Below are 21,259 nucleotides of genomic sequence, written 5' to 3'. Positions count from 1 at the left end.
AAATTCCAAACTTACACTGGAAATAAAATCAAAGTATTTTGCACCTGCCTCATTTCCAGAACCTTCAATCTGAAAGTTTTTTATTCAATCTTCAATAACATTAAATTGAGCTAACTTCCTAATTTTGGACTTTGCCGTTTTACCCAATGCATCATTATGATCCGATATATCTCCTATTCCCTGTTTTTCCTGCTTTCACATTTTACCTTTGCCCAAAATAAAACACCGGATGAGTTCCTCGGCTATCCGCTCGGTTCCAAATTTGCCTATCATTCTCAAATCGTCGATTACATTAAGTTGCTGCAATCGCAAAATGCGGATCGCGTGAAGCTTGTGCAATATGGCAGCACCAATGAGGGCCGGCCGCTCATGGTCGCATTCATTTCTTCGCCTGAGAACATTGCGAACTTGGAAAAGATCCGGACGAATCATTTGAAAAGCATCAAACTGCTCGACGGCAAACCCGATGCTGCCACGCCGCCGATCGTTTGGATGAGTTATAATGTGCATGGAAATGAATCGGTTTCGGCCAATACGAGCATGAAAGTGGTTTATGAATTACTGAACAAGCAAAATGCGCTGACACAGGATTTTTTGAAAAACATGGTCGTGATGATCGATCCTTGCATTAATCCGGATGGTTATGAGCGCTATACGCAATGGTATAACCGCGTGCAAAATGCGACGCCGGACGTGACGCCGTTTGCAATGGAGCATGACGAGCCGTGGCCTGGCGGACGTTTTAATCATTATTTGTTTGACCTAAACCGTGACTGGGCGTGGCAAACACAAAAGGAGACGAAAGAGCGAATCGCGCTATACAATCAATGGATGCCGCATTTCCATGCCGATTTCCATGAAATGGGCCATAGCAGAAGTTACTATTTTCCACCGGCCGCCCGCCCTTTTCACAAGGATGTGACGGCATGGCAGCGCCAGTTCAATGACCTGATCGGAGAATATTGCCGCAAATATTTTGATAAAAACAACTGGGCGTATTTCACGCGTTACAACTACGACCTATTTTACCCAAGCTATGGTGACACCTGGCCCACGGCGAACGGAGCAGTGGGTGTGACCTATGAGCAAGGCGGTGGCGGACGGGCTGGCTTGGGCATTGAGCGCAAAGACGAGCACGACACATTAACACTCGTAAGCCGCATTTCACATCATTACGCCACGAGCCTGGCGACATTGGAAGCGGTGCTTTCGCAAAAGGAGCGCATTGTTTCTGAATTTATCAAATTCCACGACGACGCTGCAAATGCGCCAGCCGGTTCTTTCAAAACCTACATTGTAAAATCCAAAGGCAACGAAGAGCGCATTCGCTCGTTCAGCGAATGGATGGATCGCCAGGGATTTGTATATGGCATTGCAGGCAAATCGGCTTCCACGAAAGGAACGGAGCTGACGACATTAACGGAACAAGCGATTAAAGTTGAAAATAATGACTTACTAATCAGCGCCTATCAGCCAAAATCGAACCTTTTAAGAATTCTGTTTGAACCAAAGCCTGTGCTGGAAGACTCGGTTACGTATGATGTGACGAGCTGGGGACTTGCTTATTTATATGGTTTGAAAGCTTACGGTTTGAAGGACAAATTAACACCTGCTGCATATCAAAAGGATAAAATTGAAAATCCAATTCCAGCTACATCGCCCTATGCATACTTGGCACAATGGTCTGAGGTTGAGCATGCTGCATTTCTGGGTGAGCTTTTGAAAAATGGCGTTTTGGTTAAAAGTTCTAACATTCCATTTGAAATAAATAAGGCTTCTTATGAAGCAGGAACATTGATCATTCCCAAAAAAGGCAATGAGAATCTGGCGTTTGACAAGCTTGTCACTTCCATCGCGACCAAGCATTTTGTAAAACTCACCCCTGTAAACACAGGTTACGTAACCAACGGCGCCGACTTTGGCAGCGATTACATTGCGACATTAAAAACGCCAAAAGTGGTTGTAGTTACAGGAGATGGCATTAGCGCAACGTCCGTGGGGGCCGTTTGGCACTTTTTTGAACAGCAAATCGGCTATCCGGCAACCATGGTTAGCGGTTCGCGACTTTCGTCTTTGCCTTGGAATGAAATCGACGTCCTAATCCTACCCGATGGCAAATATTCAGACCTTATTGGAGACAAAAATCTGGAAGCATTACAAAACTGGATACGTAATGGTGGAAAGCTGATCGCTATGGAACGTGCTAATGATGCTTTTGTAGGAAAACCAGGATTTAATTTGACTAAAAAAATCACGGATAGAAAGAAAGATTCCGAAACATTCAAAAAATACGGTGACCAGGAACGTGAAGGCGCAGGCGAATCTTCACCGGGAAGCATGTTCCAAGTCACTTTTGACACCACGCACCCGCTTTCATTTGGATGCAGCAAAGAATATTTCACCCTCGTACGCGATGCATACGAAATGGATTTCCTGAAAGACGGCTGGAATGTAGGTTACCTCGCAGAAACTGGCTACAAAGCAGGATTTGTAGGCAACAAAATAACAGGAAAGCTCAAAAACACACTTATTATGGGCGTCCAGGAAATGGGCCGCGGCCAGGTTGTTTACCTCATGGACGATCCCGTTTTCCGTTCCATGCTCTATAATGGCAAAATCCTGTTTAGTAATGCGGTTTTTAGATAATGAGTGAATGAGTGAGTATTCTAACTTTCTCACTCACTCATTCACTCATTCAAAATTAGAAATAGCGAACCGCCATTTCATAGCCACGAAGCCCCAGCCCGCAAATCATCCCCTTGCAACGCGACGTCAAATAGCTGTGGTGGCGGAAGGGTTCTCTTGCGTGAATGTTGGAAATGTGGACTTCTATGGCGGGTGTGGTTACTGCTGAAAGTGCGTCGGCCAGGGCGATGGAAGTGTGGGTGTAGCCGCCTGCGTTGATTACGATGCCGTCGAATGTAAAGCCGACTTCGTGGATTTTATCGATTAATGCACCTTCGTGATTGGATTGGAAATAGTGCAGTTCAATGTCGGGGAAAAGGCCTGTTAGCGTTTCCAAATAATCCTCAAATGATTGGTTACCATAAACGCCGGGTTCGCGTTTGCCTAAAAGATTTAAATTAGGGCCGTTCAGGATCAGGATCTTTTTCATTCAATAATCAGATTAACAGTTCTTCTATGTGGCAAAGCTACATCAAACATTTCAAAAATTATCTCCGCCTGGAACGCTCGTTATCTGGCAATTCGGTGGAGGCTTATGTGCGGGATGTTGAAAAACTGGAAGAATATTTGGAATTGGCTAAAATTGACTTGCCGCCAGCCAAAGTGAATGAAGACCATTTGACTGGTTTTCTCAAATATCTATCTGAGCTTGGCCTAGCCGCACATTCCCAGGCGCGCATGCTTTCGGGGATTAAAGCTTTTTTCAAATATCTTTTATTGGAAAATGAAATTACAGAAGATCCCACGGAACTGTTAGAATCCCCTCGCCTGCCCCGCAAACTGCCTGATGTGCTTTCTTATGAGGAAATTGAAACAATGTTATCCGCCATTGACCATTCCACGCCAGAAGGAACGCGGAATCGTGCTATTATTGAGGTTTTGTACAGTTCTGGATTACGTGTTTCGGAGCTAACTGGCTTGCAGTTAACACATTGTTATTTTGACATTGGTTTTTTACGGATTTTGGGGAAAGGCGATAAAGTGCGCCTAGTGCCGATCGGCAAAGAAGCGATTAAATACACGGAAATTTATTTGGAGCACGTTCGGAGTGAAATTGCGCCGGCAAAGGACGCGGAAGACATTGTTTTTCTGAATCGAAGAGGCGGCCAGCTTTCCCGTGTGATGATTTTTATAATGATCAAAGACATTGTGGAAAAGGCTGGAATTCATAAAATGGTAAGCCCTCACACATTCCGGCATTCGTTTGCAACGCATTTAATTGAAGGCGGCGCGAGCTTGCGCGCTGTTCAGGAAATGCTTGGTCATGAGTCCATTACGACGACAGAAATTTACACGCACTTGGATCGGGATTATCTGCGGCAGGTTATCACGGAGTTTCATCCGAGAGGTTAATCACTTCACTTCTTCCAGAAGCGAATCCAATAGAAGAGAATCTGCATCCGGCGTGGCGCCTGGCAATGCGCGGTTCAGTTGCTTGGGTTTATTCCAGGGGGCGGTTGTGCGGCTGGACATGTCATAAGAAATGTACACGAACAGCGCGATAAAAAAGATGGTTATAGCGATGAATATGCTACGGTTTTTGTTTGGTTTGTCCATTTTACTCGGCTTCGCTCACTTGTTTAGGTGTTTTGTACAGAGTCAGCTGCCCGGTTTTAGCTGAAAGTTCTTCCCATTTGAGCCCTTCAAATTCAATCATGACAACGCTCCCTTTCTTCATTGAGCCCAAGTCTGTGCCCGACATATATTCCGTAAAATGACTGATATCAGGATTATGACCGAAAAGCATGAGCGTTGAAAAGTTTTCCGAAACAGCATTTACAGCATTCAAATAAGCTCGTGGTCCGCCATCGTAAAGTTCTCTGTCTGAAACCAGCTGATCCAAATTTACACCAAGTTTTCCGGCAATAATTTCTGCGGTCTGGTAAGCTCTCGGAGCTGGACTTGAAACAAAAATATCAGCATGTATATTGGCAGCCGCAAGCCATTCACCCATTTTCGCTGACTCGCCCAGTCCCTTATCGTTGAGTTTTCTGTCAAAATCCTTGATCAAAAAACTATGGTCCTCAGCGGTGGCATGACGAACGAGAATAAGCGTCTTCTTCATTTTTCTTTTTTTCCCAAAAATACAGATTCCCTGCATTTAAACACTTTGCCAGACCACGAAAATAAGCCGGATTTTTTTGCCACTTAGCGAGGTCATACAACCTTTCGACATTAATTATTCTGCAATCCGCGACAATTAATCTGTATTTTTGTTTCTTACATACCTATGAAATAAAACCCACTAGCAAGCATATCATGTTACAATTTTTTAAATATGTCCTGGCCACTTTTGTCGGCATAATCATTTTCGTTTTTGCTTCCTTTTTCATTCTTGCGGGTATTGGTTCGATGCTTTCGTCAGACGACGAAGTGGTCATTGCAGAAAAGTCCGTCCTCAGATTAGACCTTAACAAACCGATACAGGAAGTGGGCGTTGAGAATCCATTTGCTGAGATTGGCGGACCGTTTGGAGGCGATGAAAATGCAGTTGGACTGAAAGACATCATCGAAGCCTTAAAGAGCGCTCAGAAGGACGATAACATCAAAGGAATTTACCTCAAAACAGAAGGACCGGAAGCCGGATGGGCCACACTTGAAGAGATCCGGAACCAGCTTCTCGAATTCAAAAAATCAAAAAAATTCATCGTCACTTACGGCGAATCTTACTCTGAAAAAGGCTATTACATTGCTTCATTAGCTGATAAGATTTATCTGAACCCGGCGGGCGGCATTGAATGGAACGGACTTTCGGCAGAATACAGCTTCTTTAAAGGCACGTTTGACAAATTGGAAATCAAACCGTTGGTTTTCCGTGTTGGGGAGTTTAAGAGTGCAATTGAAATGTTCTCTCGTCAGGATATGAGTGATTCGAGCAAAAAACAATCCATTGAGCTGATTACGGCCATTAATGATAATTTCCTGAAAAATATCTCTGCTTCACGCAAAATTCCGGTTACTGAATTAAAGGGACTTGCGGATTCGCTTGCCGTGGACAATCCGAAAGCAGCATTGCAATACAAATTCGTAACGGACCTTGGTTACCAGGATGAATTAGAATCCTATTTGAAAAGAGATTTGAAAATAGAGGAGAAAAAAAAGATCACTTACGTTGGTGTTGACAAATATCTGAAAGGCGGCAGTAAGGTTGATGAAGGTGATTTCAACAAACGCATTGGCGTGCTGGTTGCCGAGGGCGAGATCACTTCCGGTGAAGGCGGCGACGGCAACATTGGCTCTGAAAAATTTGTAAAAGAACTGAAAGAAATCCGCGAAAATGACAAGATTAAAGCAATTGTCATTCGTATCAATTCCCCTGGCGGCAGCGCGCTTGCGTCTGATGTCATGTGGCGCGAGATTCAAATTACGGCTAAGAAGAAGCCCGTTATTGCCTCAATGTCGGATGTAGCGGCTTCTGGCGGTTATTATATGGCCATGGGTTGTGATAAAATCGTAGCGCAGCCAAACACCATTACGGGTTCTATCGGCATATTCGGCTTGATTTTCAATGTTTCGGACTTCATGAATAATAAGCTTGGTATAACATTCGATGGCGTAGGCACAAGCCCGCATGCCGACTGGCCGACAGCTACACGTGACATGACGGATTTCGAAAAATCGAGGATCCAGAAAAGTGTGAATGAAGGTTACGAGACATTCACCAAGAAAGCAGCGGCTGGCAGAAAAATGTCGGTTGAAAAGTTAAAAAGCCTCGCACAAGGACGTGTTTGGTCTGGCGCGGAAGCCAAAGAAAACGGCCTTGTGGATGTTTTGGGAGGTGTGGACGATGCTATTAAGCTCGCAGCCAAAGCGGCGAAATTAAATGAAGGCGATTACCGCGTTCGCTATTATCCTGAAAAGAAAAAGCCGTTTGACGAATTGATCACCAAAATGATGGGTGACAAGGAAGAAAAAGCAACAACCAAAGCAATGGGTGAACTTGCTCCTTATGTCAAAATGTATAAAAAGCTTTTGAACATGGGCGGAACACAAACCAGAATGCCATTTGAATTGGTAATCCGCTAAGCGTCAACATTTAATCGACAATTAGCTTACCGGTTTCTTCATCAATTTCCTTTCTTACAATCAGGACGGCGTGTTTATTGGGAGCAATTCCTACGCCGTCTTGTTTGGCATAAACCTTCGTGAATTCGGCCCCAAAATATAGGATGATCGAAGAATAGTAAATCCAGGTCAACAGGATAACAATCGAAGCGGAAGTCCCGTATGCCGCGCCCAGGTCGGACTGGCCCAGATAAAAACTAATGACAAATTTGCCTACCAGGAAAAGAATAGCGGTGAATGTTGCGCCTACCATACATTCTTTCCATCTCAGTTCGCCATCGGGTAAAACCTTGAAAATTACCGTAAATAACGCGGTAATGATGGTTAGGACCAGCGCCAGGTTCACAATATAAAACAGCACGACTGAACCTTCGGAAAAATATCTCTCCAACTGATTACTCAGCACATCGACTAATGCACTCGCGCCCAGCGAAACCACCAGCAGAAAGCCCAGCGTAAGGATCAACGAGAAGGATACGAGGCGGTTTTTGAGATATTGCAGCCAGCCTTTTTTGGGTTTCGATTTGATGGCCCAGATGTAATTGATCGAATCCTGCATTTCTGCAAAAACCCCTGTTGCACCAATCAGCAAAGTTGCAATGCCTATCGCAGCCGCAACACCCGATTTGTTGGAAAGTTCGGCATTTTTAAGAATTTCCTGCAATTGCAATGCTGCATTCGTTCCTACCAATCCGCTTATTTGTCCAAACAACTCACCTTGAATGGCATCCCGTCCAAAAAAAATGCTGAACACCGAAATGATGACCAGCAACATGGGAGCTAATGAAAATATTGTATAGTATGAAAGAGCTGCACTCAGTTTCAGCCCATTATCATTCATGAATTCACTGAAACTTTCTTTGAGGATGGAAAAATACAGCTTGACGTTTTTCATACGGTGTTCTACTAGTTCAATATTACTTTTGAATTAGTAGAACACAAATATCCATGCCAAAGCAGCAACCCTGAAAGCCTTACAGCAGCAGACCGGCCAGCGTGGCGGACATGTAGGAAGCCAATGTACCGCAAATGAGCGCCTTAAATCCCAGCCTCGCTAGATCAGCGCGGCGTGACGGGGCAAGTTCTCCAATCCCTCCCACTTGAATGGCAATCGAGCTGAAATTAGCAAAACCGCACAATGCGAAACTGGTGATTACAATGGTTTTGTGGTCCAAAGTATCCTTCATTTTCACCAAATCAAGATAGGCAACAAACTCGTTGATCACCATTTTTGTCCCCATTAACGAACCTGCAGCCTCGATATCCTTGCCCGGCACGCCCATGGCCCATGCAAAAACAGAGAATACTTTACCAAGCAGGAAATTGAAACTCAGTTGCGGAAAGGCAAACAGCCCACCGATCAGGCCCAGCAGATAATCCAGCAAGGCGACCAATGCGATGAAACCGATCAGCATAGCTATAACATTGAAACCAACCTTCAAACCCTCGCCTGCTCCCGCTGCAATGGCATCGAGCAAATTTGCGTGGGTTTTTTGTATTTCAAGTTTTACGACGCCTTTTGTGCTGGAATGTTCCGTTTCCGGAAAGACGATTTTTGAGATAACCAATGCACCCGGCGCGGCCATTAAGCTTGCTGCAATCAGATAGGGAGCCGGAACGCCCAATGAAATGTAAACAGCCATAACTCCGCCCGCTATACATGCAAAACTTCCTGTCATAGAAGCCATTAGCTCGGAATTGGTCATATTTTTAAGATACGGCTTGATCATGATCTGAGCTTCCACCTGTCCGACGAATGTGCTGGCAACATTAGATAATGCTTCCGCGCCACTTACCCCCATAAGCCAGTAAACGCCACGCGCAATAACAGAAACCACGCGCTGCATAATGCCCAAATGGTAGAGCATATTCACCAAAACGGCCACAAAAATGATAGTAGGGATCACTTTAAAGAAGAAAACGAAGTCATTTCCGGGGCCGAATGCGCGTTGCATCAAGTCGGGGCGAACGAGTGTCCCAAACACGAAATCGGCGCCCCGGTCGGAGAATGAGAGTAATTTTTGAACTTTATCACCCAGCCATTGAAAGATCCGCTGGCCGGTTTCGGTACGAAGAATAAAAACAGCCAAGCCAAATTGAAGTCCCAACCCCACGCCGACTGTCCGGTAATTAATTGCCTTTCGATTATTTGACATTGCGAATGCAATGCCCAGGATCAATAAGATACCCAGCAGTCCCGTAAATCTTTCCATAAATTGTTAAGTCGCCCTTTGCCAAAAGGTGCAAAATAACAACAAATTAATTGGAAGCTACGAAATGTGTAAAATATACAGGATTATGCCGGAGATTATTTGGCGGCAATAATGGCCCCTGCCGGAACAGACAATTCGTCGGATTGACGATGCACGATTTTCCACTCATTATTTTCCAGGCGGAAAACAATCGTAACATTCAGGTCAAGTTTGCTGCCATCATGCAGCGTGTAATGCTCTTTTTGAAGTACATATCCCTGTTCATGACTAGCCTGACCCGCAATTTTTTCGTATCGAAAAGCATTGTTGCCTGAAATCCTTTGATTAAATGAATCCAGACTTTTTTCAACCGATTGCCAGCCTTTGAACTCTTTTCCATCCAGGCCGCAAAAATTACTTACATCGTCGGAGTGTGACCAAAGTGATTTATAAATGGAAGGCTGGCCCTCCGCAAACTCCCGGCTGCCCTCCTGCAATTTCAGAACGGCCTTTTCGAATGCGCCGGATTGCAGACTTACATTGGTAACGGGACGATTCGGAACGGGGCTTAATGGTAAAACTTGCTCACTTGTTTTGGTTCTGTATTTAAAAGAAGAAGCAATGAGGATGAGTAAGATGAAAACGGTGATATTACGATTCATGGCTAATAGACTTTAATTCTAACTTGAATTATAAGACAAATATTCACTGTAGAAAACTAAGAAAATAGCGTATTAATACCTGTTTCCAGCACTTCACGCTTCTTAATTACGTGATTTACCAAAGAAAAGTATACTGTTAATAAACAAAATGGGAGAACAGGTTGCCCCGCTCTCCCAAATGAACCTTAAATATTAAAATTTTAGTATCCCAAAACCGGAGAAAGCCACTTTTCAATCTCTTCCAAAGGCATATCTTTTCTCCGAGCATAATCTTCAACCTGATCTTTAAATATCTTACCGACAGGGAAATAGCGGCTGTCCGGATGTGAAAAATACCAGCCGCTCACACTGCTTGCGGGATACATGGCATAGCTTTCTGTCAATGTAATGCCGAGCTGTTCTGCGTCTAGAAGATCGAACAACATACGCTTTTCCGTGTGATCGGGGCAGGCGGGATATCCGGGAGCAGGACGGATGCCCATATAGCTCTCTTTGATGAGGTCTTCATTGCTGAATGTTTCATTTTTGGCATATCCCCAGATCTCCTTACGAACGCGCTCATGCATTAATTCAGCCAAGGCTTCTACCAAACGATCAGCCAGGGCTTTTACCATAATGCTGTTGTAATCGTCATGGTCCTTTTCGAATTTATCCAAAAGCGCTTCAATTCCAATGCCCGCAGTAACTGCAAATCCGCCTATATAATCTGTTTTGCCGGTTTCAAGCGGTGCAACGAAGTCGGATAAGCAATAGTTGGCCAGATTGGATGCTTTTTGTGATTGCTGACGCAAATGGTGCAGCACTGCCGCCGTATCCGCAACAAGCTCGCCTGCATTGAGGTTTTCAGTGGCCTGCTGGCTGATCAGATATTCAATATGCTGGTGCGAACCATGCCTCTCGCAAGGCACTTCGCGTGTTTCCTCTTGAAAATGATGTAAAACAATGTCGTCCTGAATCGAATTCGCTGGCCAGAAACCGATAACGGCTTTGGCTTTAAGCGTTTTATCCCGGATGATTTCACCTAGCAGCACCGCAGCATCCTCGTACAATTTGATCGCCTCGGGACCAACCACTTTGTCTTCAAAAATTTTCGGAAACTTGCCGTGCAATTGCCACGTCTGGAAAAACGGCGTCCAGTCTATGTATTTGGCAATATCATTCAGATCATAGTCGTCATAAACCCTTGTTCCCAGAAACTGCGGCTTGGTTGCCTGGAAGCTGTTCCAATCGATTTTTGCTTTGTTTTCCCTTGCTTTCGCAATGGGAACATGCGCTTTTTCACCGCCGCGTTTGGCATGATCAATCCTTAGCTGGGCGTATTCGGCCTTAATGTCCGATAATACATCCGCCTGACTCTGATCACTTTGGATCAATTTCCCGGCCACAGGAACCGATCTCGAAGCATCCAGAACGTGAATAACCGCACCGGAATAATTCGGGTCAATTTTAACTGCCGTGTGTATACGCGAAGTCGTTGCCCCGCCAATCAAAAGCGGCATTTTGAAATTCCTGCGTTCCATTTCTTTGGCAACACCAACCATCTCGTCCAAAGAAGGCGTGATCAACCCTGAAAGACCAATAATGTCCACATTGTGCTCGATCGCAGCAGCAAGAATTTTATCCGTAGGCACCATTACGCCCAAGTCAATAATTTCGTAGTTGTTACAGCCCAGCACCACGCCTACAATGTTTTTGCCAATGTCATGGACATCACCTTTCACTGTCGCCAGCAGGATCTTTCCAGCTGAATTATTGCCTTCACTCTTTTCAGCTTCAATATAAGGCTGCAAATAAGCAACGGCTTTTTTCATTACACGGGCTGATTTCACAACCTGCGGCAGGAACATTTTTCCTTCTCCGAAAAGATCACCGACAATGCTCATTCCGTCCATCAAAGGCCCTTCAATCACCTCTAATGGTCTGTCAAACAAATGTCTGCATTCCTCGGTATCCTCATCAATATAATCCGAGATCCCTTTTACCAAAGAATGTGAAATGCGCTCCTTAACCGGCAACTGTCTCCATGAAAGATCCGGGCCGCTTTGTGTTTTGCCTTTGTCTTTTACCGTTTCAGCATAAGTAACAAGACGTTCTGTTGAATCTGCACGACGGTTGAGCAACACATCCTCAACCAGTTCGAGCACATCTTTTGGAATTTCATCATAAATGCCAATTTGCGCAGCATTCACAATGCCCATATCCATTCCCGCGCGAATGGCGTGGTATAAAAATGCTGTGTGAATGGCTTCACGAACGGGTTCATTTCCCCTGAAACTGAAAGAAACATTAGATACACCACCTGAAACTTTCGCATGCGGCAGATTTTCCTTGATCCAACGAACAGCATTGATAAAGTCAACCGCGTAGTTGTTATGCTCTTCCATTCCGGTCGCGACCGTCAGAATATTCGGGTCAAAGATGATGTCCTCGGCTGGAAAACCAACTTCCTCTGTCAGAATGCGGTAAGCTCTGGAACAAATTTCAATGCGTCGTTCCAGGTTATCAGCCTGGCCTTGCTCGTCAAATGCCATTACAACAGCAGCCGCGCCATAACGTAAGACCGTCTTGGCCGATTCTATAAACTTTTCTTCACCTTCTTTTAAAGAAATCGAGTTCACGATCGACTTGCCCTGCACACATTTCAGCCCCGACTCGATCACTTCCCATTTTGAAGAGTCGATCATTAAGGGCACTTTGGAAATGTCAGGTTCAGAAACAATGAGGTTAACAAATGTTTTCATCGCCTCTACGCCGTCGATCATCCCTTCATCGAGGTTGATGTCAATGACCTGCGCGCCGCTTTCAACCTGTTCGCGGGCAATGGCGAGTGCTTCATCATATTTACCTTCACGAACAAGCCTCGCAAATTTTTTGGAACCGGTTACATTACAACGCTCACCAATGTTCACAAAATTGCTCAGCTGATTAATTTTAACCGGCTCTAAACCAGATAATTTCATAACCGTTTCCGTGGATGGCAATGTTCTCGGCGTATATTTTACGGCCAGATCCGCGATAACGCGAATGTGATCCGGCGTCGTTCCACAGCAGCCACCAATAATGTTGACCAAATTATCCCTTAAAAACCCATCAATCACTTCTCCCATCTGCTCGGGAGATTCGTCGTATTCGCCCATTTCATTCGGTAACCCGGCATTCGGGTGCGCCGATGTAAAAAACGGGGCTTCTTTTGCCAGAATTTGTACATATGGACGCATTAAATCAGCTCCTAATGCGCAGTTTAAACCTACTGAAAGCAATGGCAAGTGAGAAACAGAAGTCAAGAAAGCTTCCGTCGTCTGGCCGGATAATGTTCTTCCGGAAGCATCGGTGATCGTTCCGGAGATCATGATCGGCAATGATTCACCAGGCTTGTTTCTCCATGAATCAAGGCGCTCTATTTTACCATTTTTAGCATCAACAAAAAACTGATCAATGGCAAAAAGTGCGGCCTTTGCATTTAATGTATCAAATATAGTCTCAACCAGCAGCACATCGCAACCTCCGTCGGTCAAGCCTTTAATCTGCTCGTAATAAGCTTCAACCAGCTGATCAAAGCTGATCGCCCGATATCCCGGGTTATTCACGTCAGGCGAAAGTGAAGCGGTCCGGTTGGTAGGTCCGATAGAACCTGCGACAAAACGTGGCTTGTCGGGATCTTTTTCAGTGAATTCATCTGCGACTTCCCTCGCAAGGCGTGCAGACTCAAAGTTCAGTTCATAAACCAACTCTTCCATGCCATAATCGGCCATGGCAATGGTGGTTCCGGAGAATGTATTGGTTTCAGCAATGTCTGCGCCAGCTTCGAAATACGCAGCGTGAATGGCTTTTATAATGTCGGGGCGTGTTAGTGAAAGCAGATCATTATTCCCTTTTACATCACGCGGCCAGTCTTTAAAACGCTCGCCCCTGTAATCGTGATCTTCCAGTTTATACCGCTGGATCATGGTTCCCATAGCCCCGTCAAGTACGAGAATGCGGTTTTTCAGGATTTCACGGATATCTGCGTTTTGCGTTGCTACCATTGTGTTGTATTTGTATTAGCTGAATAATTTTAAGCGGAAGAATTCCAAGGTCAACTGGAAAGCAAATTTAACCTAATAGATGTTTTGTTCAAAAAAATCAAAAATTTCAGACTAATCGTCTGCCTTACTTCTCATCCACAAATTATTTATCTATATTCGGCCGGTTCAAAAAGTGATTAAAGATATTCTATCTATGTATAATCCCGACGAAACGGATGCAAAAATCCTGCATTATCTGCAACAGGATGCTACTTTAAAAACAAGGGAATTGTCGGAAAAGTTAAACCTCTCGTACACGCCTGTTTATGAGCGAGTTAGAAGACTTGAAAAAGAAGGGATTATTAAAAAATATGTCGCGCTCGTAGATCGGGAAAAGGTTGGGAAGAAACTAATGGCATTCTGTAACATTGCATTGAAAGAACATTCCAAATCCATGGGCGAAAAATTTGTGAAGGCTGTCGTGGCGATGCCGGAGGTCATGGAATGTTTTAATATATCCGGCGATTATGATTTTCTGCTTAAAGTCGTGGTCGATGATATGTCGCAGTATCAGCAATTTTTAATGCAAAAACTGGGTTCGCTTGAAAACATTGGGAGCACGCACAGCCTGTTTGTCATGGGCGAAATCAAGAATTCTTCTGCGCTGGAAATGCATGTCCAGAAAAAATAAATACGGCGCCGGAAATTCCAGGCCGTATTCCAACTCACCCCTAACAAAAATTTTTAATGTCTTTGAATGTAAGGACATTCCCTCCCTATTTACGTTCCTCACAAAGCAGCTGTTGCAAAATTTACTACTTTTTTCAGCAGAAAAACGGCTTTAACGTTTTTTAAGAATCATCTCAAATTTAAATGCTCAACTTTTGCAACAGAATTACGGCAATATCCGTAATCCTATTTAAGCAATCAATCCCTGACAATCTGATCCTCTAACTTTGCTCTTCGGACGAAAAATATCTTTTAACGAAAACGACTTTGAGACAGTCGTTGCTGCGTGCATTGCTGGTAACAACCAGGCGCAGAGACATCTTTATAAACAATTTTTTGGCTATTCGAAAAGCATTTGCCTGCGCTACACATCGACAACCGAAGAGGCTGAGGAAGTTTTGAATGAAGGTTTTTTGAAGGTTTTCAATAATTTGGGAAAATATGATTCCAATCACCCGTTCAAGGCCTGGCTGAGGACGATCATGGTGAACACGGCGATCAGCTATTACCGCAAGCATAAGAAGCACAACGAGGATATGGTTTCCCTGGAAGATGCTCCTTATCCTAAATTTGATGAAGATATCATCGGTCAGATCACCGCAGATGAGATCCTGGAACTGATCCAGAAAATCAAGCCAGTTTACAAAAATGTATTTTTACTGTATGTTGTCGACGGCTACAACCACCGCGAAATTGCAGATTTACTACAAATAAATGAAGCCACTGTGCGCTCGCATTATGTGCGTGCAAGAGCGCGTTTGCAGCATTTGATTAAACAATATTACCCAAATCTTTATCCAAGCGATTGGGCTGTAAAGTCATTAAGAGGAAATGAAAACTAATAGATTTGAAGATACTATACGCCAGAAATTAGAAAGTATTGAACCAGACTTTCAAGAGAAGGATTGGGCTAAAATGCAAAATTACATGCAAGCCCATAACCCTCCCACTTTTTGGCAACAACACAATTCCTGGATCGGTTACGCTGCCGCAGCTTCGGTTTCGACGGTGATGGCATTTATGTATGTGAGCCAGCGCACGCAAAACAACAGCCTGACGGCCGATGTCAAAAACCTGCAACACCAGATCGAGGTGATCAAAAGTACACCTGCCGAAAAAACGGATACGGTGTATCTCATGCAAAAGGCAGGTGAATCTGGTGAGCTGGTTGCGGTTTCAAAAGAAAATCTAACCCAGCGAAGCCCGGTTAATGCCAGACTTGCGGCCGCGCCTGAAAACGTGCAGCAACGACTTGCAGCGCACAGAATTTTGGTCGGACCAAATGCAATGTATGCTAAGCGTCAATCTGCATCGACCGACAATGCATTGGTTGCAGAGCAAGAACCGGTTGCCATCAATGCGAATGGAGGAAACGGATCCGCAACTGATGAGCTGACGGTTCCATTCGAAGCACCACTGGATATGCAACGTGCTGTCGCATTCAATAACGGCAGTTCGCAGGGTAATAGGATGAAATACAGCCTGGTCAACCGCATTTCTTCGCGCCAGTATAAGCAGGCGCTGCTTGCCCGTAATACGAACACATTATCTGAGTCACATTCTGTAAAAGGCGCTGAACAGGTTGCGCAGGCCGAGACGGTCATTCCAAAACTTGACCTCAAAGTTCCCTACCGATTTGGGGTGGGCTTTCAGACAGATCGTGTAGGTAGGGCTAAAAGCGTTTCAGGAGAAGTGCTCGTTGGAAAGAAATTCTCGATTTCGGCCGGGATAAGCTGGCTTAAAGTGAAGCCTATGGAGTTTTTCAATGAGAAAATTTTCCGTGAAAAAAGTCGCCGTGATTTCAGGGAAGACCATCCTGGCGAGGTGCCGATGGCTTTGCATGTCTATAACATTAAGGTTGACCCTACGGTCGTTCAAATTCCGCTGACTGTTGCATTCAGAAACAACATTAAAGACAACTGGGCCTATTATGCGAGCGCAGGAACGAACATTACCGTTTCGGCAAAAGAGAAGATTTCCTACGACGCCAAATCTCCGAATTTTGCATACATGAACCAGCATCTGGAAGCCAAGTCGGATGTGCCTTTGATCAATTCAGTAAATCTCTCGATGGGCCTTGAAAAAGCCTGGTATCCGATCGTCGTGCAGGCAGAAGGATATCTGTACACTTACTTCAACCAGCTCAACCCATTGAGCCAGTCCGCCGGACCAGGCGTGAAAGTCAAGCTGATGTATCAGATAGGAGGCAAAATGTAAATAGCCTGCCTCAACTTTCAGGAATAATAAATAGAATGTTGTTCCTGAAAGTTCTATTTTTGGCTTTTATTTACTCCCCTATTATACCTGACTTTTGAAATTCGCTGCAATAGATATTGGATCCAATGGTGCCCGCATGCAAATATCTTCGGTGTTGCATGACGAGGGAATTTCCCGTTTTAAGAAGGTTGAATATGTCCGTTTTCCGCTCAGGCTTGGTCATGACGTTTTCACAGAAGGCCGGATAAGTCCAAATAGCGAAGACCGGATGATGAAGCTGATGCTCGCTTATCAGCTTTTGATGGAACTCCATGAAGTGGACGATTACATGGCTTGCTCAACTTCGGCTATGCGCGAAGCAGACAATGGTTATGAGGTCCGGGAACACATTCAGCAGCGCACCGGCATTCACATTCAGATCATCGATGGCCAGAAAGAAGCGGAGCTTGTTAATAATGTTGTGGTAAAATCACTGAGCGACGGCCAGTACATTCACATTGATGTAGGCGGCGGCAGTACAGAACTGAATGTTTACAAAGACAGGCAGAAGATTGCAGCAAAATCATTCAAATTAGGTTCAGTAAGGCTTTTGGAAGGGAAAGAATCTAAAAATTCCTGGCTGAAAATAAAGGAATGGATCAATCAGTATGTTGACTACTCTTTGCCTATCGAGGCCGTTGGAACGGGCGGTAACATTAACAAATTGTTTGATCTGTCGTCCAAATTATCCGAAAGCTCCACCAGCCTGGACGAGATTGAAAGAATGCGCGACTACATTGCTTCCTTTACATTGGAAGAGCGAATTAATAAACTACAACTTAATCCGGATCGCGCTGATGTGATTGTTCCTGCGGGCGACATTTACACATCTGCAATGAAATGGGCAGGCGCAAATGTCATTCACGTGCCTGACGTGGGCTTGAAAGATGGTATGCTGCAATTGCTTTACGATCGGGCATGCCGCAAAAAAAAGCCCGAGGTTAAGCCCGGGCCTTTGTCAGCGTAATATTTATAGGTTACCAAACCTGTTCAAGATCCTTTGCGGAGTATTTGTGGTTTCTCTCAACAAAAACAGAGTCTTTCGCTTCGCGTTTCAATGCTAACGGATTTTTCTTGCCCAATTTCGCAATTGCCGCAACCGGGAAAAGAATCACGAAAAAAACCAGGGATAGCAATATCCGGCCATTGATCGCGCCCAGAATCTCCGCAATCTTGTACCAACCTTTTACGATCAGGTCTCCGGCCGCAGGAATTGCAATGCTTAACACGCCTACAACTGCTGCCGCGATAAGCAGATACGGATATTTAGAGCCGAAAATAAAGTAAAAAACTACCAGGCCTGTAACGATGACCAACTGCGCTTTGGCCTTATCTGATTCACTCATTTGAATATTTGGGATAATTTAAATGCAGTGGCTTTAAAACCACTGCATCAATTTTAAAAGTCTAATTGATCGGATATACTAGAACAAGGTGTAAATGAACGGAGCAACCGCTGAACCTCCACCGATAACAATCAGGACACCGATAAGCAGTAAAACGACAATCACAGGAGCCAACCACCATTTCTTACGCTCCTTCATAAAGGCAAACAAGTCTGTCAAAAAATCCATTTCTTTCGTTGTTTTTATTTCAAAGATAAATATTTCAATATTTTGTAATACAATTTTACAATTATATTATTGTTAAGGCTTCTTCATAGCCTCCGTAAGCCTGTCCGCAATAAGCTTGTTCAATGTTGCGCTGCCGTGGCCGTCGTTTTTGCCTACAACACGTTCCTTTTCCGGAATTTTTAAAACGCCGTCATTAATGCCCACCACAGTAACGCCTTTTGAGCGCAGATAATCTTCAACCGGCTTGGTATAACCTGCACTTTTATCCACCTGAAAAAGGAACGGAATGAAGACCGCATACATTTTGGCACCTGTGCTGTCCCGGTAATCGATCATTTTGGAAAGATCTCTGAGGTGCGCATTGAGCACGGTTGTATCCGTGTACGCAGTTTGCACGAACTTTTCGAATGTACTGAAACCGGTGTGAGGCAATTGCCAATAGATAAAATTAGGCAGGTAAAAACGCTTCACGAGCGTCGCCATAGGCCCTTTTAAATCCGCATACGGCTCAGCGCCTGAAAGGGAAAGCCCTTTTTCACGGCCTACTTTCTCAATGTCATTAGGGAAATATTCCAGAACAATCACGTCGGGTTTTACGGGAAATTCTTCCAGTCTTTTGGCTTCGTCACGCGTGTCCGCGCCGGACATTCCGAGATTATAAACAGAATGTTTGTCCGCACCCAAAGAAGCTTCCAGTTGATTGGAAAACCGCTCATTCACATCTTTCAAACCATGACCAGCGGCAAAGGAATCGCCGATGACGAGGATCTGCTTTTTTCCTGGCTCTTTCGTGATCTCTTTATCATGGTAACCAAGCGAATTAATCGGTTTCCAGTACTTTTCCCACCATATCTGCGAAGCCTTGGAAAGCACACCTTCATGGCTTTGCGGAATGTACATGAAAATGATTTCGAGGAAAATAAGCGTTACAAGCAGCGGGACGGTGATCGTGACAATGTTTGCCAAAAGCCCTTTTGCTTTGCTTTTTACAACGCCATAATAGAATATCCTGAGTATTTCAATAACGAGCAAAAACCAGAATGCAAACTTCGCCAGGCGAACGTACCAACTGTCTGCCTGGGGGAATCCGGGATAATCAAATTTTATCTGAAACTTATCAGGATAAAATAAGAAAATGAATAATAGACCAAGAAATAAAATGCGGATTACGCTTGTAACTATTTTAGAAGTCATTTGTGTACGTTACTGATATTCAAGGAGACTAGTCAAGAACAAATTCTTCTTTCCAGTTATCTTTTTCAAGCCATTCAGGCTGCTGTTTTTTATCAAAAATGAAATTGCCTACTACGAGATAATCCATTTCCGTCCGCATGAAACAGCGATAGGCATCATTAGGCGTACAAACGATCGGTTCCCCGCGCACATTGAAACTCGTGTTCACGATCACTGCATAACCGGTAAGCGCTTTGAACGAATCGATTAACTGATAGTAACGTGGATTGGTTTCCTTGTGAACGGTCTGGATCCGCGCTGAATAATCAATGTGCGTAATAGAAGGAAGGTCTGAACGCTCGAAATAAAGTTTTTCACGAAGATCCATGGCACCGTAATTAGCCGGAACAGGCTTGCGTCTTCCTTCTGCAACCGGGTGAACCAGAAGCATATAAGGAGAAATCCCATCATAATCGAAATATTCGGCGCAATCCTCCGCCAGGACCGAAGGTGCAAATGGCCGGAATGATTCTCGGTATTTGATTTTCAGGTTCAGCTTTTTCTGCATTTCAGCATTTCTGGGATCGCCCAGAATGCTTCTTCCACCCAAAGCCCGCGGCCCAAACTCCATTCTGCCCTGGATCCAGCCTACTACATTTCCTTCGGAAAGCAATTGGGCTGCGTCACCGGCCAGTTCTTTGAAATTTTCGTAATGTGTATAAACAGCCTTGTATTTCTTAGCCGTTAATGCCACGTCCAGGTCAGAGAATGTTGGTCCGAGATAAGATCCTCTCATCGCATCCGCTTTCCAGGTAATCTTTCTCTCCTGACCGAAGAAAATATGATAAGCAGCCTGCGCCGCTCCCAATGCACCACCGGCGTCACCGGCAGCTGGCTGGATAAAAATATCTTTGAAAATGTTAGCTTTCTGTAACTTACCATTAGACACGCAGTTCAATGCGACCCCGCCGGCCATACACAGATAATCCGCACCGGTAAGGCGTTTGGCCTCTTTTGCCATCCGGATCACCGCTTCTTCTGTAATGTTCTGAATAGCAAGTCCCAGATTGCAATGAACCGGTTCAAGCGCGTCTTCGGGTCTTCTTGTTTTGAATCCAAAAAGTGCTTCCCATTTGTCCTCATTGACCATTTTCAAGCCCGTAGCATAATCAAAATAGTCTTGATTCAGCCAAACCGAGCCGTCTTCTTTCAGTTCAATGAGGTCTCTAAGAATAATGTCCTCGTATTTTTTAATGTCAGGCGAAGTTGGGTTGCCATAAGGGGCCAAACCCATTAATTTATACTCACCGGAATTAACGCGGAAACCAAGAAAATAGGTGAATGCAGAATACAGAAGTCCTAATGAATGCGGAAATCTCAGTTCTTTTAAGATGGTGATATCTTTCCCTTCTCCCAAACAAATGGAAGCCGTTGCCCATTCACCCACGCCATCAATGGTTAGAATGGCCGATTTTTCATATGGTGATGGATAATAAGCGCTGGCCGCGTGGGAAAGGTGATGTTCCGGAAAAAGCAGTTTTACTTTTTTCTTTTTCTCATAACCCAATTTCACCAGTTCTTCATTGATCAGACGCTTTAAAAACATCTTTTCCTTGATCCAGACCGGCATTGCGGTTAAAAATGACCTTACCCCTTTTGGCGCGAACGCATAGTAGGTTTCAAGAAGTCGTTCGAATTTAAGGAGTGGTTTGTCGTAGAAAACGATGGCATCCAGTTCGTTCAGTGTTAATCCGCCATATTCCAGGCAAAACTTTACTGCCTCAGAAGGGAAACCCGGATCATGCTTTTTTCGTGTAAAGCGCTCTTCCTGCGCTGCTGCAACAATTTCTCCGTTATCAATTAGGGCTGCCGCCGAATCATGATAAAAAGCTGAAATACCTAAAATTTTCATTTACCTA

18 protein-coding genes are annotated in these 21,259 nt (G+C 44.4%); 7 read left to right on the top strand and 11 right to left on the bottom strand.

Annotation, left to right across the window (positions count from 1 at the left end; translation table 11 throughout):
- Positions 1 to 156 precede the first annotated feature (156 nt).
- A complete protein-coding gene (locus L0659_RS02240; protein WP_235123950.1) occupies positions 157 to 2,646 on the top strand; it encodes a M14 family zinc carboxypeptidase in 2,490 nt (829 codons plus the stop codon).
- A 55-nt stretch (positions 2,647 to 2,701) separates the two neighbouring features.
- On the opposite strand, the gene aroQ is transcribed toward L0659_RS02240, so the two are convergent.
- Positions 2,702 to 3,115: a type II 3-dehydroquinate dehydratase gene (gene aroQ / locus L0659_RS02235; protein ID WP_235123949.1), complete on the bottom strand. Its 414-nt coding sequence runs from the start codon at positions 3,113 to 3,115 to the stop codon at positions 2,702 to 2,704.
- A gap of 26 nt (positions 3,116 to 3,141) precedes the next feature.
- Here aroQ and xerD point away from each other — a divergent pair, with 26 nt between their 5' ends.
- Positions 3,142 to 4,038 carry a site-specific tyrosine recombinase XerD gene (xerD, locus tag L0659_RS02230; RefSeq protein ID WP_235123948.1) on the top strand — a complete coding sequence of 299 codons (897 nt, stop codon included), beginning with the start codon at positions 3,142 to 3,144 and terminating at the stop codon, positions 4,036 to 4,038.
- Here xerD and L0659_RS02225 read toward each other — a convergent pair whose 3' ends face one another.
- Positions 4,039 to 4,242 carry a hypothetical protein gene (locus L0659_RS02225; protein WP_235123947.1) on the bottom strand — a complete coding sequence of 68 codons (204 nt, stop codon included), beginning with the start codon at positions 4,240 to 4,242 and terminating at the stop codon, positions 4,039 to 4,041. It abuts the gene before it with no gap.
- A gap of 1 nt (position 4,243) precedes the next feature.
- Positions 4,244 to 4,750: a histidine phosphatase family protein gene (locus L0659_RS02220; RefSeq protein WP_235123946.1), complete on the bottom strand. Its 507-nt coding sequence runs from the start codon at positions 4,748 to 4,750 to the stop codon at positions 4,244 to 4,246.
- Positions 4,751 to 4,944: 194 nt separating this feature from the next.
- On the opposite strand from L0659_RS02220, the gene sppA reads away from it, so the two are divergent.
- Positions 4,945 to 6,711: a signal peptide peptidase SppA gene (sppA, locus tag L0659_RS02215; protein WP_235123945.1), complete on the top strand. Its 1,767-nt coding sequence runs from the start codon at positions 4,945 to 4,947 to the stop codon at positions 6,709 to 6,711.
- Between the two features lie 10 nt (positions 6,712 to 6,721).
- Here sppA and L0659_RS02210 read toward each other — a convergent pair whose 3' ends face one another.
- From L0659_RS02210 to metH, 4 genes are all read right to left on the bottom strand, one after another.
- Positions 6,722 to 7,645, bottom strand: a complete 924-nt coding sequence (locus L0659_RS02210; protein WP_235123943.1) for a YihY/virulence factor BrkB family protein — start codon at positions 7,643 to 7,645, stop codon at positions 6,722 to 6,724.
- 79 nt (positions 7,646 to 7,724) lie between these two features.
- Complete coding sequence (locus tag L0659_RS02205; protein WP_235123941.1) at positions 7,725 to 8,963, bottom strand: NupC/NupG family nucleoside CNT transporter; 1,239 nt, start codon at positions 8,961 to 8,963, stop codon at positions 7,725 to 7,727.
- A 95-nt stretch (positions 8,964 to 9,058) separates the two neighbouring features.
- Entirely contained in the window at positions 9,059 to 9,604 is a 546-nt protein-coding gene (locus L0659_RS02200) for a nuclear transport factor 2 family protein (RefSeq protein ID WP_235123939.1), read from the bottom strand.
- A 200-nt stretch (positions 9,605 to 9,804) separates the two neighbouring features.
- Positions 9,805 to 13,629 carry a methionine synthase gene (gene metH / locus L0659_RS02195; RefSeq protein WP_235123938.1) on the bottom strand — a complete coding sequence of 1,275 codons (3,825 nt, stop codon included), beginning with the start codon at positions 13,627 to 13,629 and terminating at the stop codon, positions 9,805 to 9,807.
- 193 nt (positions 13,630 to 13,822) lie between these two features.
- Between metH and L0659_RS02190 the strand changes: the two genes are divergently transcribed.
- The 4 genes from L0659_RS02190 (at position 13,823) to L0659_RS02175 (ending at position 17,560) form a co-directional block, all read left to right on the top strand.
- On the top strand, positions 13,823 to 14,299 hold the full coding sequence (locus tag L0659_RS02190) for an Lrp/AsnC family transcriptional regulator (RefSeq protein WP_082215697.1): 477 nt from the start codon (positions 13,823 to 13,825) through the stop codon (positions 14,297 to 14,299).
- Between the two features lie 265 nt (positions 14,300 to 14,564).
- Entirely contained in the window at positions 14,565 to 15,179 is a 615-nt protein-coding gene (locus L0659_RS02185; RefSeq protein ID WP_026628354.1) for an RNA polymerase sigma factor, read from the top strand.
- Positions 15,169 to 16,554, top strand: coding sequence for a hypothetical protein (locus tag L0659_RS02180; RefSeq protein WP_235123937.1), 1,386 nt, complete (start codon positions 15,169 to 15,171; stop codon positions 16,552 to 16,554). Before L0659_RS02185 ends, L0659_RS02180 begins: the two co-directional genes overlap by 11 nt.
- Before the next feature lie 94 nt (positions 16,555 to 16,648).
- Positions 16,649 to 17,560 (top strand): Ppx/GppA phosphatase family protein, encoded by a 912-nt coding sequence (locus L0659_RS02175; protein WP_235123936.1) that lies wholly within the window; start codon positions 16,649 to 16,651, stop codon positions 17,558 to 17,560.
- A 10-nt stretch (positions 17,561 to 17,570) separates the two neighbouring features.
- Here L0659_RS02175 and L0659_RS02170 read toward each other — a convergent pair whose 3' ends face one another.
- The 4 genes from L0659_RS02170 to L0659_RS02155 all read right to left on the bottom strand — a co-directional run bounded on the left by L0659_RS02170 (position 17,571) and on the right by L0659_RS02155 (position 21,252).
- The gene (locus L0659_RS02170) at positions 17,571 to 17,939 is read right to left on the bottom strand and encodes an SxtJ family membrane protein (protein ID WP_235123935.1); all 369 of its coding nucleotides are present in this window, start codon (positions 17,937 to 17,939) and stop codon (positions 17,571 to 17,573) included.
- A gap of 78 nt (positions 17,940 to 18,017) precedes the next feature.
- Positions 18,018 to 18,167, bottom strand: coding sequence for a DUF5989 family protein (locus tag L0659_RS02165; protein WP_169719989.1), 150 nt, complete (start codon positions 18,165 to 18,167; stop codon positions 18,018 to 18,020).
- A gap of 72 nt (positions 18,168 to 18,239) precedes the next feature.
- A complete protein-coding gene (locus tag L0659_RS02160) occupies positions 18,240 to 19,361 on the bottom strand; it encodes an SGNH/GDSL hydrolase family protein (protein WP_235123934.1) in 1,122 nt (373 codons plus the stop codon).
- Positions 19,362 to 19,389: 28 nt separating this feature from the next.
- Positions 19,390 to 21,252 (bottom strand): carbamoyltransferase, encoded by a 1,863-nt coding sequence (locus L0659_RS02155; RefSeq protein WP_235123933.1) that lies wholly within the window; start codon positions 21,250 to 21,252, stop codon positions 19,390 to 19,392.
- Positions 21,253 to 21,259 lie beyond the last annotated feature (7 nt).

The sequence above is a fragment of the Dyadobacter sp. CY347 genome (assembly GCF_021502655.1).
Classification (GTDB): Bacteria; Bacteroidota; Bacteroidia; order Cytophagales; family Spirosomataceae; genus Dyadobacter.
The sequence above is the reverse complement of the archived record's forward strand: the minus strand, read 5'-3'. Positions and strand labels throughout refer to the sequence as shown.